We start from the raw sequence: 15941 nt of genomic DNA on the forward strand, positions 1-15941 counted from the left end.
TACAATCACTTTAAACAAAAACGCTGCCTTGATGATTATCGTCTTGGCAGCGTTTTTTTACGTCTTTAGAAACTGTAAATGTTTAGAAGAAGTTGTACACCAAGCTTACTGCAGTTTCTGTATCTAGGTTATCTCGGTTTGCTGCTACGTCTGAGTTATGATCCATCTTGAAAGACAAACGCATTGAAAGGTTACCCGTAATAACTGCAGTAAGCGCAGATTCGGCACGAGATTTTGTGTTCTCAGAACCTACTTCCGTACTTAGCGTTTGGGTAAACTTAGATGTATCTGAAATTAACCACGTGTATGCCGTTGAAGCACGAACAATCACACTGTCTTGATTTTCGCCGTCTTGCGTTTCTACAAACGAGTAACCAGGACCAATTGAATACTCTAACGTATGCTTCTCGTTTTGCAGTACTTTTTGGTTCCAACCAAGTGCCAACGTGGCCTGGTAGTTAAAGCTGCTCAAACGGTCATCTTCGTATGAGGCAAACCCGAACAAACGGTTATCAGGGTTGTCTAACTTATAGTTACCCTGAGCTGAAGCGAAAAACTTCTGCGCAGAGGTAAATTCAACGTCTTCACCATCTTCACCTTCTACGGTTTCTTCTTTATAAAGGCCTTCAATAAGGTAATCATTACTCCACATTTCAAGCTCTTGGTGAGCCGTAATGCCAGCATTAATTGAGGTGGTTTCAGTGTTACCGGTAGTTGAAATAAATCCTAACTCTCCTTCCATAGTGAAAGGCTTAGGCTTATCTTGCGCAAAAGCGCTTGGAGTAAAAGAGAGTGCTATTATCGATACCAGAACTTGCTTATTCATTGAACATTCCTATTTGATGTTTTTTCCATTTATTGTGCTGCGGTCACGGCTTGAAGAAGCAGCCCATCTAGATAAAGAGGATTTGCGAAGGATGTAAACCAGCGCGGGTTATATAATGCCGCGCAGTTTACCGTTAAAATATTGACAGTCAACGGGTGAAGGTCAAAATATCGACAAAAGACTAAGACAAAAGATTGAAGTGTGTTGGTCTTTACGTCTTAGGTTTAAAAAAATTGATAAACCAAGGCCACGGAAGTTTCGGTACTGAGCGGTGCAATATTTTCTGCCGTGTCAGTTTCGTGGTTGAGAATAAATGATAATTTCATAGCAAGAGAGCCAAAAACATTGGCCGAAAGTGAGGTTTCGCTGCGAGATTTGGTGTTTTCCTCACCGGCTTCAGTACTCACAAATTGACGGAGCTTTGCGCCTGAACTCCAGCGGTACTTATACTCTGCTGACGCTCTCACAATGACCCCATCATTTATCATAGTATTGTTATCGTCAGCTGCCTCGATAAACGTGTACCCTGGACCAATACTATAGCGAAATTCACTGTCTTCGTTGCGCCAAAGACGTTCTGAATAACCTGCTGCAATAGACGCTCGGTGCTCGTAGCCCGTAAACCTATCGTCTTCGTAATCCCCGTACATAAAAACACGACGGCCATTAGCCACTAGCTTGTAGTCAAACTGCGCGCTGCTGAAAAAACGCTGGGCACTTATGTCTCGTTTGGCGCCAATAGGCGCACTCTCTTTATAAAGCAGTTCAGCAAAATACACACTGCTCCACTCTTGCGTTTCATGATCTGCGTTAATAGCCGCTTTAACACTCGCGGCAGAGGTATTGCCGGTGTTGACTAAGATCCCCAATTCACCATCAAGATTAAAATGAGGAATGTCATCGTCTGCATCAGCTACAGGCTCAGCGTGATAGAGAGTTTGGATGAGATCGTTAGCTTGTGCGAAGGTGGCTGCGCTTGAAAAGATACTCAAAAATAGAGCGCATAGCACGTTGCCGAGCTTGTTGAAATTTGTAGGCATAATTCGGTTTACGTTGGGCTTTTATATTTATTATTCACGCCCTATCGTGGCGCTTGCTAGCATCCATTCTTTAACCGAGCCTTAAAATACCGCGTAAAACGCAGCGGCTCATTTGATTAGCGCGGCAACTTTCACTGTTTCTCGTTCAGCGTAGTCAGTGGCGTTACCCACCATTTCCATATCAACCGTTACCGTATTGGCTATTTCTGGCGTAAAAAGTTCAATATTTGCGTAGTTTTCTTGCTCAAGTTGACTAACCGCAATGCGATTAGCCAGTGCCAATAAACCCACTTCACGGTCTGATGCTTGTCTTGATACATCGTTAACGTTGGTAATGGGATAGAACAAGCCAATAGGAAGGTTCCAATTTTCAAGTATGATACCGCTACAATGAGCAAACGTAAAACCGAAAAGCTGTTTTTGATGCTCGAAAGGCAACTGTGATTTATCGCTATTCATATACTCTTGATACAACTCTGGTGAGCGCTTTGCCACCACCAGTTCGCTCAAGTTTTGTAAAATACCCATAACAAAGAAACGCTCAGCCACTTTAACGCCTGCACTTAGGGCGATGTGCTTAGCTAACATGCCCGAGTAAACAGAGCCATGCCAATGCTTTTTCAAATCGATTAATTCTGAGTCAAAGCAAGTAAATGCTGTGCTTGCCGTTTCCGATACTACAAGGTTATAGAGAGCTTCTCCGCCTATAACATTAATTGCCTTAGGCACAGATTCTATTTGCGAGGGAAATCGAAACAGCGAGCTATTCGCTAAGCGTAATACCTTCGCCGTTAAAGAAGTATCTATACTTATTAGGTTGCCAATATCCTCAGCTGTCGATCGTGGGTTGTCGAGTAATTCACGTAACCTAACGCACACATTTGGAAGTGCAAAGGATTTAGTGGCAAATTTTACGTACTTCTGTATCGACATTAACACATTCTCAATTGATCGTAGTGATAGACATTTTGTAAACAGGGACTATTTTTTATTGCTGGTTTCGCTTTCAAATAAACCAATTTGGCTATTTGCATCGAGTGTTTTCTCTGCCTGTTGTTGTTTTCGTGCTCTAGCAATTATCGCGCGCTTGCGACGTGCACAGGCTGCCAATATTTGACGTTTGGTCGTATCATTAACTTGAAGCCAGTAAAGACGCTCGTCTCTACTGCGTAAGCATCCTTTACAAAAACCACGAGGCCCAGATTCACACACACCTATGCATGGGCTGGGGATCTCAAAGAACTCTAACTGTTCAGATTGTGCTTTTTGATCTGACATCACTGCTCAAAATATATCGCTATTCGGCCTGTAGTAAAATTAGTCATAGTGAAATTTAGCATAGTGGTGTTCATTATAGTGAACTTTGGCTGTTGATTGAAAACTGCAAGGGCAATATTTAGCCCTATTTTGCTTTATTTACAATCAGGTACGCACGGCCTATTACTTTTATTTCAGCTAATGATTTAGCTAATGATTCATTTAATTTTACATCTAAGTGAGCACAGCGTAATTAAACCCCAACTCGCTTTGAATCGCTACTAGACATTAGCATCAATTCTCCTATCAGTTATAAGCCCTACTTTTTAGGTTGCCCTAATTTGACAAGAACACAATAAGGGCACGACAAGAACACGATAAGAATACGGCGAGCTAGCTTTTCTCAGTGCTTAAACAGTCAACACGTTAGTCGATTAACGTATAGTCTATGGTGGATACCACGCGCACCTTTTTTATGTGCGGATGGTAACTGTCGCGACTACTTATGCTAAACCTACCCTGATTTGCCCGTTTGATTTTACCTAACGTACTATTAGAATCTTTGGCGAATTTCTCAGCCACTTCCCGTGCGTTGAGCGTTGCCTCTTCAATCATAGCGGGTTTTACGTCGTTTAAACGAGTAAATACATAGTCGGGCTGCACGTCGTAGCGGTTTTCAGAAAGCACGATGCCCTGCTTTATCAAATTGCCTACCTTCTGCATTGCGCCTCGCACCGTCTCAACTTGTGTCGAAAATACGGTGATGGTTTGTATGCTGCTGTACCTTAACGGTGCTTGCTGTCCACCGCCGTATTGTTGCGCCAACTTGTCAGTTATTTGTGGTTTACCTATGGTGATGCTGTCTGTAGCAATACCGACTTGTTCTAAAAAGGATTTCACCTTCTTGCTATTTTCTTCGATACGCTTATACAGCTCAGGTAAATCATTTCCGGCGTCGACAAACTGAATAGGCCAAATCACCTGGTCTGCAACATATTCTCTCTCTGATAGCCCTTTAACCGTTACCACGCGATTCCATGTTTGCATATCACTTAACGAAGAAGATATGGTTGTGCCGAGAAACACGACAGCCAGGATCATACCTAGTGCAATAACAATGGCCGCACCTACTTTCATGTGATTGATCTCCCCGATTTTTTGTATTCAGTATATATGAGTTAGATTACTGTTATTGCGCATTAATCACTAGTGCTCATTCATTTGCACAATTTAGATTATAGTAAATACTCGGGCGTGCCCCCCTTTTTTTGATTTCTACCTTTAATCGTCTATGTTTTTAATGAAATCATAAAAAGGACGAAATGATGAGTAAGAATAAGACGTTTATCGTAAAAGGCCAATGCACTGCTTTGATGCTTTTATTGGTGACCTGTCATGTGCAGGCAGATTCTATTTTTCAGACAGGGGCTTATCAAAAAGAGGGCCGGCAAGCAGAAAAAGAAATAACGGCTGCTAAAGAAATAGAGAAAATTGATGTAATAGGAAAGCAGCCACCCAACCTTCTGCGAAAAGCTTTCTATCGCCATGAAGATAATTTTTTTGACCTTTACAACGAACTTGTGGATGAAAATCAATTTCGCATGGATTGTGAAATGCGTTTAAGGCACCTTCAGTCAAAGGTAAAATACCGCGCCTGCATTCCCCGTTATGTTGGAATTGAGAATGCTAAAGAGCTAGAAGATGCCGCTTTAAGAAGTGGCAGGCTTTCCGCCAGCTCGATTTTAAACGCAACACCAGACAAAGCAGCCTTGCGTTTAACTTACGCAAAAAAGAAAAAAGAAATGGCCACTAAAATGGCTGAGCTTATCAACTCACACCCTGAACTTGCCAAGCGCTATACTCAATACGTGGAGGCGAAGACAAAATTTGAAGATGCGAAAAACCGTTAGCTGAAAAAAGGCCACTCAATTGAGTGGCCTAAAAGTGCTCCTTGAGAGAGCAACGCTTGGGTAGACGGGAGAGTCTGAATAGATAGAAACGATAGCCAGAAATGCTAGTGAGTGCTGGCCTTTTCATTACGTTTCAATAGGTAATAAAATATGGGAGTAAGAATAAGCCCAAAAAAGGTGACGCCTATCATGCCGGAAAATACCGCCACGCCCATGGCCTGACGCATTTCGGCACCCGCCCCTGTGGACAACACCATAGGCAATACCCCCATAATAAAGGCGATTGATGTCATCAGAATGGGGCGAAGACGCAATCGACTTGCTTCTTTTATGGCCGCGAGCGCATCCATGCCGCTGTCTTGCAACTCTTTAGCAAACTCCACAATAAGAATGGCGTTTTTCGTTGCTAACCCCACCAGCACAATCAAACCAATTTGGGTAAAGATGTTGTTATCACCACCGTAAACTTGCACACCTATTAACGCGCTCAGCAATGTCATTGGTACAATCAAAATGATAGCCAATGGCAGACGCAAGCTTTCATATTGTGCTGCAAGCACAAGGAACACCAACAACACCACGAGTGGGAATACGAAGGCTGATGCGTTACCTGCAAGAATTTGCTGATACGTTAATTCAGTCCACTCGTAAGTCATGCCTAATGGCAGTGTTTCCGCCAAAATTTCTTCAATAGCGGCTTTCGCTTGGTCAGATGAATAACCCGGCGCCGGCGCACCATTGATTTCTGCCGTGATATAGCCGTTATAGTGCATAACACGGTCTGGACCTGCGCTGTGCTCGATATTTAAAAATGAACCTAGGGGAATCATTTCACCTTGTGCATTTCTGATTTTAAATTGCGTAATATCTTCAATATCTTGACGATACTGAGCATCGGCCTGCACATTCACTTGGTACGTGCGACCAAACAAATTGAAATCATTAACATACAGTGAGCCCAAGTAAGCCTGCATAGTGGTGAACAAGGTATCGATATTCACGCCTTGGCTTACGGCCTTTTCACGGTCTACATCTACGTCAAGTTGAGGTACAGCAACCGTAAAGCTGGTGAAAGCATCGGTAAGCGCAGGATGTGCCCATGCTTTGCCAATCACTTCTTGTGTGACGCGCTCTAGCTCTTCAAAACCAAGATTGCCTCTGTCTTCCACCTGCAAACGGAACCCGCCAATTGTCCCTAACCCCATTACTGGTGGTGGTGGGAAGATAGCCACAAATGCACCTTTAATAGAGCCAAAGTTTTGGTTTAGCTGAGCAGCAATGGCGCCACCCGATAATTCAGGACTTGTACGCTTGTCAAAGTCGGTCAAGGTAGCGAATAAAACACCTGAACTTGGGCTATTGGTGAAGCCGTTAATGTTTAGCCCCGGAAATGCAATGGCATCTTCAACGCCAGGGTGTTCCATGGCAATACGTGACATCTCTCGAATAACTTCTTCAGTTCTATCTAAGCTGGCGGCATTAGGTAGCTGAGCAAACGCGACCAGGTACTGCTTGTCTTGTGGCGGTACATAACCAGTGGGTGTATTGGCGAACTGGAAATAAGTTAGGCCAAGCAACCCAGCGTAAAGCACCATAATGACGCTGCTTTTACGGATAAGACCGCCCACAGCACCAGTGTACTTCTTAGAACCTCGGTCAAAGAAACGGTTAAAAGGCGCGAATATGAAACGACCAAACACTTTATCCATTACTCGGGTAAGCCAGTCGTTAGCTTGACCGTGAGGCTTCAGCAATAGTGCAGACAAGGCAGGGCTAAGCGTTAACGAGTTAATTGCTGAGATTACCGTTGAAATAGTGATAGTCAGTGCAAACTGCTTATAGAACTGCCCCGTTAAGCCACTCATAAAGGCGGTCGGTACAAACACTGCAGCAAGTACAAGTGTTGTCGCAATAATAGGCCCAGTTACCTCTTTCATTGCCTGTACCGTGGCATCAAATGGGGTTTTGCCTTCAGAAATATTACGCTCGACGTTCTCAACAACTACAATGGCGTCATCAACAACAATACCGATGGCGAGTACTAAGCCAAACAATGACAAGGCGTTAAGTGAGAAGCCCATCAACTGCATAAATGCAAAGGTACCCACCAACGAAATTGGAACTGCAACCAATGGAATTATAGATGCACGCCATGTTTGAAGGAAAAGTACTACCACAAGAACAACAAGCAATACCGCTTCAAGTAATGTGCTAATTACTGCTTCAATTGAGCCACGCACAAACACGGTAGGATCGTAAGCAATTTCGTATTCTAGGCCTTCTGGGAATAACTGTGATAACTCAGCCATACGCGAACGCACATCGTCTGAAATTTGAATAGCATTTGAACCTGGCGCTTGGAAAATAGGTAAAGCCGCTGCCGGGTTATTGTTAATCAATGAACGAAGTGAATAAAACTCTGAACCTAGTTCAATACGAGCTACATCTTTAAGGCGCGTAATCTCGCCATTGTCACCGGTTTTAACGATGATATTTTCAAATTCAGATTCGTCTTTAAGGCGACCGCGTACGTTAATTAGAAGCTGAAATTCGCTAGTACCCGTTGGCTGTGCACCAAGGCTGCCCGCAGCCGCTTGCTGGTTTTGATCGGCAATTGCCGCTACTACATCGCCAGGGTTCATTTGCAACGCTGCAAGTTTGTTAGGGTCTAGCCACACACGCATGCTGAACTCGCCAGCACCAAACAGGCGTACTTGCCCTACCCCGTCAATGCGTGCCAGCTCGTCTTTTACAAACTGATCGGCATAGTTCGACAGATAAAGCATGTCGTAGCGGTTATCTGGCGAGGTTAAGTGAACCACCATGGTAAGGTCAGGCGATGACTTTTCAGTAACCACACCTAAACGCTGCACTTCTTGTGGCAAACGTGGAGTAGCACGATTCACACGGTTTTGGACCAGCGTGGTAGCTTCATCCGGGTCTGTATCGATAGCAAACGTGATAGTTAATGTCATGCGGCCATCGCTGGTTGCTTGTGAAGACATGTACAACATGTTTTCAACGCCGTTAATTTCTTGCTCAAGTGGTGTCGCGACGGTTTCGGCTATTACCTCTGGGTTTGCGCCCGGATAGTTGGCTGTTACCACTACCGTTGGCGGAACAACTTCTGGATATTCTGTAATGGGCAGCTGCCATACTGCAATGGCACCGCCAATAAAAATGAGTAGTGATAGCACGCCCGCAAAAATCGGGCGGCTAATAAAGAATTGCGAGATGTTCATTACTTAAGACCTACTGTTACAGTGCTAGATGCCACTGAACCACCAGACAGTACGTCCTCGTAATGCGCCATGTTGGTTACTTCTGTTACGTTATCTACCTGAGACTGCCAATCCTGCAAGCTCGCAAGTGCATCTTGGTCACCCATAGGTACTTCGTTCGCCGACACTGGCGCCCCTGGGCGTACGCGTTGTAATCCGTCTACTACTATGGTGTCGCTAGCGGCAAGCCCACTTTTGATAATGCGCATGCTGCCAACTTTGTCACCCAGTGTAACAGCACGGTATTCCACTTTGTTTTCTTCATTTACCACAAGCACATACTTGTTATTCAAGTCGGTACCAATGGCCTTTTCTTTAATAAGGATGCCCTGCTCGTCTGTACTTCCAGCGAGTTTTAGGTGGGCAAACAAACCAGGGATCAAGCGACCTTCTTCGTTATTGAACACCGCGCGAACGCGCAATGTACCTGTACTGCCATTCACTTGGTTATCGATAAAGTCAATTTGGCCCCAATGCTGATAATCAGACTCATTGGCTAAGCGCAGCGCAACTGGCTTGTCGTTTACAGACGTGGCATTGCTGCTTGATACATAATTAAGGTAGGTTTGCTCGTCGATGTCAAAGTATGCATATAGACGGTCTGTTGACACGATACGAGTAAGTTCCGTTTGACCCGCCGTTACAAAATTACCTTCAGTAATATTAGCGCGAGAAATGCGGCCTGAGATAGGTGCCTCAACGCGTGCAAAACCTCGGTTTAAGCGCGCTACTTCAAGAGCGGCTTGAGTTTGATTAAGGCTAGCTAGCGCTTGGTTTTTTTCTGCTAAACGGGCATCAAGCACTTCTTCAGATACAGCTTGCGTCTTACGCAGTTTGTAGGCGCGTTTATAGTTCTGCTCGGCAAACTCTAGTCGACTTTTCGATTCTTCAAGCTGTGCAGTCAAGCGAGCGACTTCTGCTTTAAAAGTGCGATTATCAATAAGGAACAGTGTTTGCCCTTGCTCAACATATTCGCCTTCTTTAAATGCGACAAAATCGATGTAACCTGAAACACGAGGACGAAGCGCTACAATTTGTGGCGATTCCAAGCGACCAGTGAAATTGTCCCATTCGGTAAGACGTTGCATGACAACTGCTGCTACATCCACAGGTACGCCAGCATTTGCCTGCATAGATTGACTAGGATCCTGCTCGTCACCACCGCATGCAGCGACTAGCGCAGTAAGGCTTAAAACAGCCAATAAACGGGTAAAAGTTTTCATTGCAAGATTCTCTCTTAAATTCGACTAAAGTTTGATGGAATGCATTATGGACCACGCCAAACAATAAAAATAATTATCTTTTTATATGCAACACATCACACAATGTTATATATTGAGAATCTAGTGAACAAAGTTTGAACGTATAAAAGGTGGTTTCACCCTTATCACGCAAATAACTGCTTAGAAAGCGAGAACTTAGGAAATTAGCGGGCTGCAGCGGCGCAGTGTAACACTGTCACTCATCGCATTCATTTGGAAAATAAATGCATTTAGCTATAACCTATAACTAAACTATGTCATTACAATGACATCGATATATTTTTCGAAAACTGAAAAGTAAATGTGTGTACCGAAGTACGCTTCACCAAAATTAAGGCTGAACTTTTTGGCCTGTAGATTCAAAGCGAGATGACACTCGTAGTCAGTGCGAAGTAATTTACTTGTACCTTATGGTACATAAAAAACAATTGACGCTTTTTGCGATAGTCGAGAGACAAAGAGGTGAAAGCGCGGAGTAACTTCACCTTACTTCAGGCGTAATAACAAGGCCTGTAGATACAAGGCGAGGTGACACACGTTGTCAATGCGAAGTAGTTCACTTGTACCTTTGGGTACATAAAAAGCAATCGATGCTTTTTGCGATAGTCGAGAGACAAAGAGGTGGAAGCGCGGAGTAACTTCACCTTAATTCAGGCGAGTAAAAAATGGCCTGTAGATACAAAGCAAGATGACACTCGTTGTCAATGCGAAGTAGATCACTTGTACCTTCGGGTACATAAAAAGCAATTGACGCTTTTTGCGATAGTCGAGAGACAAAGAGGTGGAAGCGCGGAGTAAACCCTCTACCGCAAGGATGCGGTAGCGGAGCCCCCAAGGATGGGTTTACGGCGCGTTTACGCAGCGCTTCCTCCTTTTTGGCTAAATGATTATCGCAAGAAGCGTCTAAAGACCGGAGACGATTATGCGTCCACATGACTTAAACTTACTAATGATATTCGATGCGATAATGACAGAAGGTGCTATTACCCGCGCCGCAGATAGGCTGTCAATGACTCAGCCGGCAGTATCAAATGCCCTGTCACGTATGAGAACTGCATGGAAAGACGAATTATTTGTTAAGGACGGACGCGGTATTCAACCCACTTCATTTGCCAAAAACTTATGGAGCCAAATTCAAGGCCCGTTGGGTGAACTTGAAGTTGCGGTAAACCCGACAGACTTCAACCCCGCAACGGCCAAGCGTACATTTAGAATTGCCGCGACAGACAGTATTGTTTCTATGGTGTGGGGACCACTTCGCCAAGTTATCGAAAACGAAGCGCCAGGTATCAATATTCACGCTATTCCTAATTACGACATGGAAACGGACAAAATACTTAAAGACGCAGAAGCTGAGCTAACGTTTTCCAAATACCAAGAGCCAGATTCAGTTATACGCGCCGAACACGTACTTGATCTCAGCTGGGTTGTGGTTATGCGCCCAGATCACCCATTGGCGAAAAGTCAGCTTACGTTAGAAGAGTTTGTGGCCGCTGATCATCTATTGGTTTCTGTGACAGGCGATGTGACAGGCCCTACCGATCAAGTATTGGCTAACTTAGGGTTAAAACGCCGCGTAGCTATGTCGGTTAATCAGTTTTACAACGCAACGCCTCTGCTAAAAGAAAGTAACCTCATTTGTGTTGCACCATCACTTGTAATGGAGCGAGAGATATTTTCTGGTGAACTTGCGGTTTTTGAAACGCCAATTGAAATTGTAAGTTCACCACTGTCTGTTATGTGGCACAAGCGTCAAGACCAAGATGCAGGATTACAATGGCTTCGAGGTTTGGTAGTAAAATTTATACGCGAACGGGTACAGCGTCACGAAATGTTGCTGTCTCAATGTTGCCGTAAAGCGTATTGCGAAAAAACCGTTAAGCGCTTTATGGAGCAGCGTAATATGGACTGCAACGAATTCACGCCAGCGCATCTTAAAACGCAAGAGTTTGACACTGAAGAAGTTGCAGCCAACCAAAAAATTAAAGAAAAAGTGATTGCTTAAACATGCAATAACAAAACAAGTAACAGGGTTAGTTGGCTTTACATCCCAGTGAAGAAAGCCAATCTAGCCCTTCCTGCTCGCTACTACAGAACAAGTACTTTATTCCCGCCTGCTGGAATACCCGCTCAAACTGCCTAACCACTAAGGCAGGCACTTTTGCCCTATCTGCAATTACCACACTTGCAAGCATGCCAAGCTTCATACGGCGCTTTATAGACACTACAAGCCACTCTTCCGCTTCTGGTGTTAATACACCCGTCCCAAAAATTGAGCCGATGAAGCCCCATTGCGCACCATCAAGATTCCCTGTCAGCATGAGAACATCGTCGTGATATTGCTGCAGCATTTTTTGCGTTGCAATACCTTTCAATTCTGCCTTTATAACGCAGCCGTTGAGTTCAATGGCATATTCACCGTGTTTAGAAAATGAAGCCGGAGATGACAAACGAGATGGTGGAGTACTTTGCATTAAAACCTTTTATGTATGTTGAGTATAAAATGGGATAACTTAAGAGGCGCGTATTTTAATTAATCGTTCAATAACGTAAATCACCCTTTAGTATAAAAAACCAACAAATAAGAAATTTTTTATGTTAGAACTTAAGCGAAAGAAAGGAAAAGCACAGAGCTGTAAAAGTGCAAGATACAAAAAACCCGCTCGTTGAGCGGGTTTTAATTAATTAGCGAAAAAGACGTTTACTTCTTTTTCTTCGCTTTCGGATTTGGCAAGTCTGTGATGCTTCCTTCGAAGATTTCAGACGCAAGACCGATAGATTCGTTCAGCGTTGGGTGAGCGTGGATAGTTAATGCTACATCTTCAGCATCCGCACCCATTTCAATGGCTAGGCCAATCTCACCAAGCATTTCACCCGCGTTGGTACCTACCATTGCACCACCGATAACGCGACCCGTGTCTTTGTCGAAGATCATCTTGGTCATACCGTTAGTTGCATCAGATGCAATTGCACGACCAGAGGCTGCCCATGGGAATACCGCTGTTTCGTAGCTTACGCCCTGCTCTTTCGCTTCTTTCTCAGTTAAACCAACCCAAGCTACTTCTGGCTCAGTGTATGCAACTGAAGGAATTGCACGTGGGTCGAAGTAGTGCTTCTGTCCAGCGATAACTTCTGCTGCAACGTGACCTTCGTGAACCGCTTTGTGCGCAAGCATAGGTTGACCTACAAGGTCACCGATGGCGAAGATGTGGTCAACGTTAGTACGCATTTGCTTATCAACATTGATAAAGCCGCGATCATCAACATTAACGCCTGCAGCTTCTGCGCCCACTAGTTTACCGTTAGGCTTACGACCAACAGCAACGAGTACTTTGTCATAACGTACTGGCTCAGCAGGTGCGTTCTTGCCCTCAAATGTTACGTATAGACCGTCATCTTTTGCTTCAACTGCAGTAACTTTCGTTTCTAGCATGATGTTGAATTTTTCTTTGTAGTCCTTCATGAATACTTTCATGATGTCTTTGTCAGCTGCTGGAATAAGCTGGTCTAAGAATTCAACTACATCAATGTTTGAGCCAAGCGCTTCGTATACTGTACCCATTTCTAGACCGATGATACCACCGCCTAGTACTAGCATTTTCTCTGGAATGTCTTTCATTTCCAGTGCGCCAGTTGAGTCAATTACGCGCTCATCTTCTGGGATGAACGGCAGGCTTACAGGCTCAGAACCCGCAGCAATAATCGCTTTTTCAAAAGTAATAGTAGTAACGTCGTCACCATTTTTTACTTCAAGGGTGTTTGCGCCTGTAAATTTACCAAAGCCTTTAACGTGCTTGGTTTTGCGCATTTTAGACATGCCAGCAAGACCGTTGGTAAGCTGCTTAACAACGCCGTCTTTGTAATCACGAATTTTATCTAGATCAATCTTTGGCTCACCAAAGCTCACGCCATGACTTGCCAAATGCTTTGCTTCTTTCATTACTTTCGCAACGTGAAGAAGAGCTTTTGAAGGAATACAGCCAACATTAAGACATACACCGCCTAATGAATCGCGCGAATCTACGATAACTGTTTCAACGCCTAGATCAGCTGCACGGAATGCAGCAGAATAACCGCCAGGGCCGCCGCCCAGTACCACTAATTGCGTTTTAATTTCGCTCATTGTGAACCTCAATCCTCTTTTTTGATTATGCTAACACACGATGCTTACGCACATAGGTGCTAGCATAACCTAAATACCGCCCTAAGGGCTTATAAAATCGTCGAAAATGTTAATCATATTGTAAACATTTTACGATTTTTTTTTAAAGTATAATTCTACGTAAGTCAGTAAGATTGGCAGCAACTTCTGCAGCAAACCTTGCACCTACCGCACCATCAATCACACGGTGGTCGTATGACAAGCTTAGCGGAACCATTAAACGAGGTTCAAATTCACTGCCATTCCACTTAGGTTTCATCTCAGATTTAGAGACACCTAAAATACCTACCTCTGGCGCGTTCACGATTGGTGTAAATGCCGTACCGCCAATACCGCCTAGGCTTGAAATAGTAAATGTGCCGCCCTGCATGTCTGCAGCTTTCAACTTACCTTCACGGGCTTTCTTCGATGTTTCGATAAGCTCGCGAGAAAGTTCTTCAATGCCCTTCTTATTGACGTCGCGAATAACGGGAACAACAAGGCCTCCTGGTGTTTCCACCGCGATACCAATATTGATGAACTTCTTGATAATTAAGCTTTCGCCATCGTCAGACAGTGAAGAATTAAATACTTCGTATTTTTCAAGTGCTTTAGCTACCGCTTTCATTACGAATACAAGTGGCGTGATCTTAAGACCAGACTTAACTTTCGCATGGTAAGCATTCTGCTCTTTACGGAAGTCTTCAACTTCAGTGATATCTGCTTCGTCGAACTGGGTAACGTGTGGGATAGTTGCCCAGTTACGATGTAAGAACGGACCAGAGATTTTCTGAATACGCGATAGCTTTTGCTCTTCAATTTCACCAAACTTGCTGTGATCGACAGGTTTAACCGGCACAATTTGAAGCACGTTGTCACCCACAGGCGCATTACCTGACGCGGCAGCAGTTTTAGGCTTAGCCAGTTCAGCTTTGACGTATTCTTGAACATCTTCCTTCAAAATACGGTTCTTGCGACCAGAACCTTTAACCAGGGTAAGATCTACACCAAACTCACGCGCAATACGACGTACTGATGGAGAGGCATGAGCTTTTCCACCGTTGTCTTGAGCCGACTCTTGTTTAGCTGGCGCAGACTTTTGCTCTGATGCACTCACAGTTGATGCATTAGCAGCTGCAGCCTGTTTAGGCGCTTCTGACTTGCTTTCAGCTTTACTTTCATTCGCGTTGCTAGCTTCTTTGCCTGAAGACTGCTTGTCAGCAGATTCGGCGCTTGCCGAAGAGCCGCCACTAGTTTCTAATTTAACGACTAGTGTGCCTTGCTTAACCTTATCGCCTGTTTTGATAAAGACTTCTTTGATGGTACCCGCATGTGTTGAAGGTACATCCATAGTGGCTTTGTCGGTTTCTAGCGTTATTAGGCCGTCTTCTTTTTCAACAGTATCGCCGGCAGATACAAGCACATCGATAACGTCAACTTCACCGTCTTCACCAATATCAGGTACTGCAACTTCGATAGTCTCGCTGCTTGCTTCTGCTTGAGGTGCTGATTCTTGTTGGCTCGACTCTTCGCTAGAAGACGCTTCTGATTTTTCAGCTTTCTCAGTTGAAGACGACTCGCTTGAACCGCCTTCACCAGCAATTTCAAGCTTAATCACTACCGTGCCTTCTTTTACCTTATCACCATTACTGATAAGAACTTCTTTCACTGTACCTGCGTGTGTTGAAGGAACGTCCATCGTCGCTTTATCAGTTTCAAGGGTAATAAGACCATCTTCTTTATCGATGGTGTCGCCCACTGAAACCAATACATCGATTACGTCAACTTCATCGTCAGAACCGATATCCGGAACGGCAACTTCAATCACTTCGCTGCCGCCAGACGCAGCGGGCGCTGCATCTGACTTGCTTTCTTCTTTTGGTGCTTCTTCTTGCTTAGGCGCTTCTTCTTGTGACGCGTTGTCTGAAGATGTTTCTTCAGCGCTGCTCTCATCCGAACTGTCACCACCTGCAGCCTTCATTTCACCAATCACATCGCCTTCTTTGATTTTATCGCCTACTGATACAGACAGGCTTACAATCTCACCTTCAAACGGTGCTGGGATGTCCATAGACGCTTTGTCACTTTCTACAGTAACAACGCCTTCCTCTGCCTCAATGTTGTCGCCTACGGCAACACATAGCTCGATAACTTCAACTTCGTCACCGCCTACGTCGGGTACGATAATCTTTTGAATATCTGACATATGTAAAATACCTTATCT

12 protein-coding genes are annotated in these 15941 nt (G+C 44.3%); 2 read left to right on the forward strand and 10 right to left on the reverse strand.

The genetic code is table 11. The features are described 5' to 3' along the window. Positions 1–82: 82 nt before the first annotated feature. The 5 genes from BM528_RS13985 to BM528_RS14005 all read right to left on the reverse strand — a co-directional run bounded on the left by BM528_RS13985 (position 83) and on the right by BM528_RS14005 (position 4260). Entirely contained in the window at positions 83–826 is a 744-nt protein-coding gene (locus BM528_RS13985) for a DUF481 domain-containing protein (RefSeq protein WP_071980346.1), read from the reverse strand. 224 nt (positions 827–1050) lie between these two features. Then, entirely contained in the window at positions 1051–1818 is a 768-nt protein-coding gene (locus tag BM528_RS13990) for a DUF481 domain-containing protein (protein WP_232230496.1), read from the reverse strand. Between the two features lie 156 nt (positions 1819–1974). Further along, the gene (locus BM528_RS13995; RefSeq protein ID WP_071980347.1) at positions 1975–2799 is read right to left on the reverse strand and encodes an HDOD domain-containing protein; all 825 of its coding nucleotides are present in this window, start codon (positions 2797–2799) and stop codon (positions 1975–1977) included. A 48-nt stretch (positions 2800–2847) separates the two neighbouring features. Then, positions 2848–3144 (reverse strand): DUF1289 domain-containing protein, encoded by a 297-nt coding sequence (locus BM528_RS14000; protein ID WP_071980348.1) that lies wholly within the window; start codon positions 3142–3144, stop codon positions 2848–2850. A 405-nt stretch (positions 3145–3549) separates the two neighbouring features. Continuing rightward, on the reverse strand, positions 3550–4260 hold the full coding sequence (locus BM528_RS14005; RefSeq protein ID WP_071980349.1) for an SIMPL domain-containing protein: 711 nt from the start codon (positions 4258–4260) through the stop codon (positions 3550–3552). Between the two features lie 185 nt (positions 4261–4445). Here BM528_RS14005 and BM528_RS14010 point away from each other — a divergent pair, with 185 nt between their 5' ends. Continuing rightward, a complete protein-coding gene (locus BM528_RS14010; protein ID WP_156844078.1) occupies positions 4446–5033 on the forward strand; it encodes a hypothetical protein in 588 nt (195 codons plus the stop codon). A 104-nt stretch (positions 5034–5137) separates the two neighbouring features. On the opposite strand, the gene BM528_RS14015 is transcribed toward BM528_RS14010, so the two are convergent. Continuing rightward, positions 5138–8275, reverse strand: a complete 3138-nt coding sequence (locus BM528_RS14015; protein WP_071980351.1) for an efflux RND transporter permease subunit — start codon at positions 8273–8275, stop codon at positions 5138–5140. After that, a complete protein-coding gene (locus BM528_RS14020) occupies positions 8275–9537 on the reverse strand; it encodes an efflux RND transporter periplasmic adaptor subunit (RefSeq protein WP_071980352.1) in 1263 nt (420 codons plus the stop codon). Before BM528_RS14020 ends, BM528_RS14015 begins: the two co-directional genes overlap by 1 nt. Positions 9538–10498: 961 nt before the next feature. Between BM528_RS14020 and BM528_RS14025 the strand changes: the two genes are divergently transcribed. Beyond that, a complete protein-coding gene (locus tag BM528_RS14025; protein WP_071980353.1) occupies positions 10499–11581 on the forward strand; it encodes a LysR family transcriptional regulator in 1083 nt (360 codons plus the stop codon). A 28-nt stretch (positions 11582–11609) separates the two neighbouring features. On the opposite strand, the gene BM528_RS18890 is transcribed toward BM528_RS14025, so the two are convergent. From BM528_RS18890 to aceF, 3 genes are all read right to left on the reverse strand, one after another. Next, on the reverse strand, positions 11610–12050 hold the full coding sequence (locus tag BM528_RS18890) for a hypothetical protein (RefSeq protein WP_071980354.1): 441 nt from the start codon (positions 12048–12050) through the stop codon (positions 11610–11612). Between the two features lie 227 nt (positions 12051–12277). Then, positions 12278–13699: a dihydrolipoyl dehydrogenase gene (gene lpdA / locus BM528_RS14035; protein WP_071980355.1), complete on the reverse strand. Its 1422-nt coding sequence runs from the start codon at positions 13697–13699 to the stop codon at positions 12278–12280. Positions 13700–13841: 142 nt separating this feature from the next. Further along, positions 13842–15923, reverse strand: a complete 2082-nt coding sequence (gene aceF, locus BM528_RS14040; protein WP_071980356.1) for a pyruvate dehydrogenase complex dihydrolipoyllysine-residue acetyltransferase — start codon at positions 15921–15923, stop codon at positions 13842–13844. Between the last annotated feature and the right edge of the window lie 18 nt (positions 15924–15941).

It is taken from the genome of Alteromonas sp. RW2A1 (assembly GCF_001886475.1).
In the GTDB taxonomy this organism is placed as follows: Bacteria; Pseudomonadota; Gammaproteobacteria; order Enterobacterales; family Alteromonadaceae; genus Alteromonas; species Alteromonas hispanica.

Coding starts and splice junctions, on each gene's coding strand:
- lpdA (WP_071980355.1), bottom strand. CDS start 13,699: ATGAGCGAAATTAAAACGCAATTAGTGGTACTGGGCGGCGGCCCTGGC.
- aceF (WP_071980356.1), bottom strand. CDS start 15,923: ATGTCAGATATTCAAAAGATTATCGTACCCGACGTAGGCGGTGACGAA.
- BM528_RS14005 (WP_071980349.1), bottom strand. CDS start 4,260: ATGAAAGTAGGTGCGGCCATTGTTATTGCACTAGGTATGATCCTGGCT.
- BM528_RS14025 (WP_071980353.1), top strand. CDS start 10,499: ATGCGTCCACATGACTTAAACTTACTAATGATATTCGATGCGATAATG.
- BM528_RS14020 (WP_071980352.1), bottom strand. CDS start 9,537: ATGAAAACTTTTACCCGTTTATTGGCTGTTTTAAGCCTTACTGCGCTA.
- BM528_RS14015 (WP_071980351.1), bottom strand. CDS start 8,275: ATGAACATCTCGCAATTCTTTATTAGCCGCCCGATTTTTGCGGGCGTG.
- BM528_RS13995 (WP_071980347.1), bottom strand. CDS start 2,799: ATGTCGATACAGAAGTACGTAAAATTTGCCACTAAATCCTTTGCACTT.
- BM528_RS14000 (WP_071980348.1), bottom strand. CDS start 3,144: ATGTCAGATCAAAAAGCACAATCTGAACAGTTAGAGTTCTTTGAGATC.
- BM528_RS18890 (WP_071980354.1), bottom strand. CDS start 12,050: ATGCAAAGTACTCCACCATCTCGTTTGTCATCTCCGGCTTCATTTTCT.
- BM528_RS13985 (WP_071980346.1), bottom strand. CDS start 826: ATGAATAAGCAAGTTCTGGTATCGATAATAGCACTCTCTTTTACTCCA.
- BM528_RS14010 (WP_156844078.1), top strand. CDS start 4,446: ATGATGAGTAAGAATAAGACGTTTATCGTAAAAGGCCAATGCACTGCT.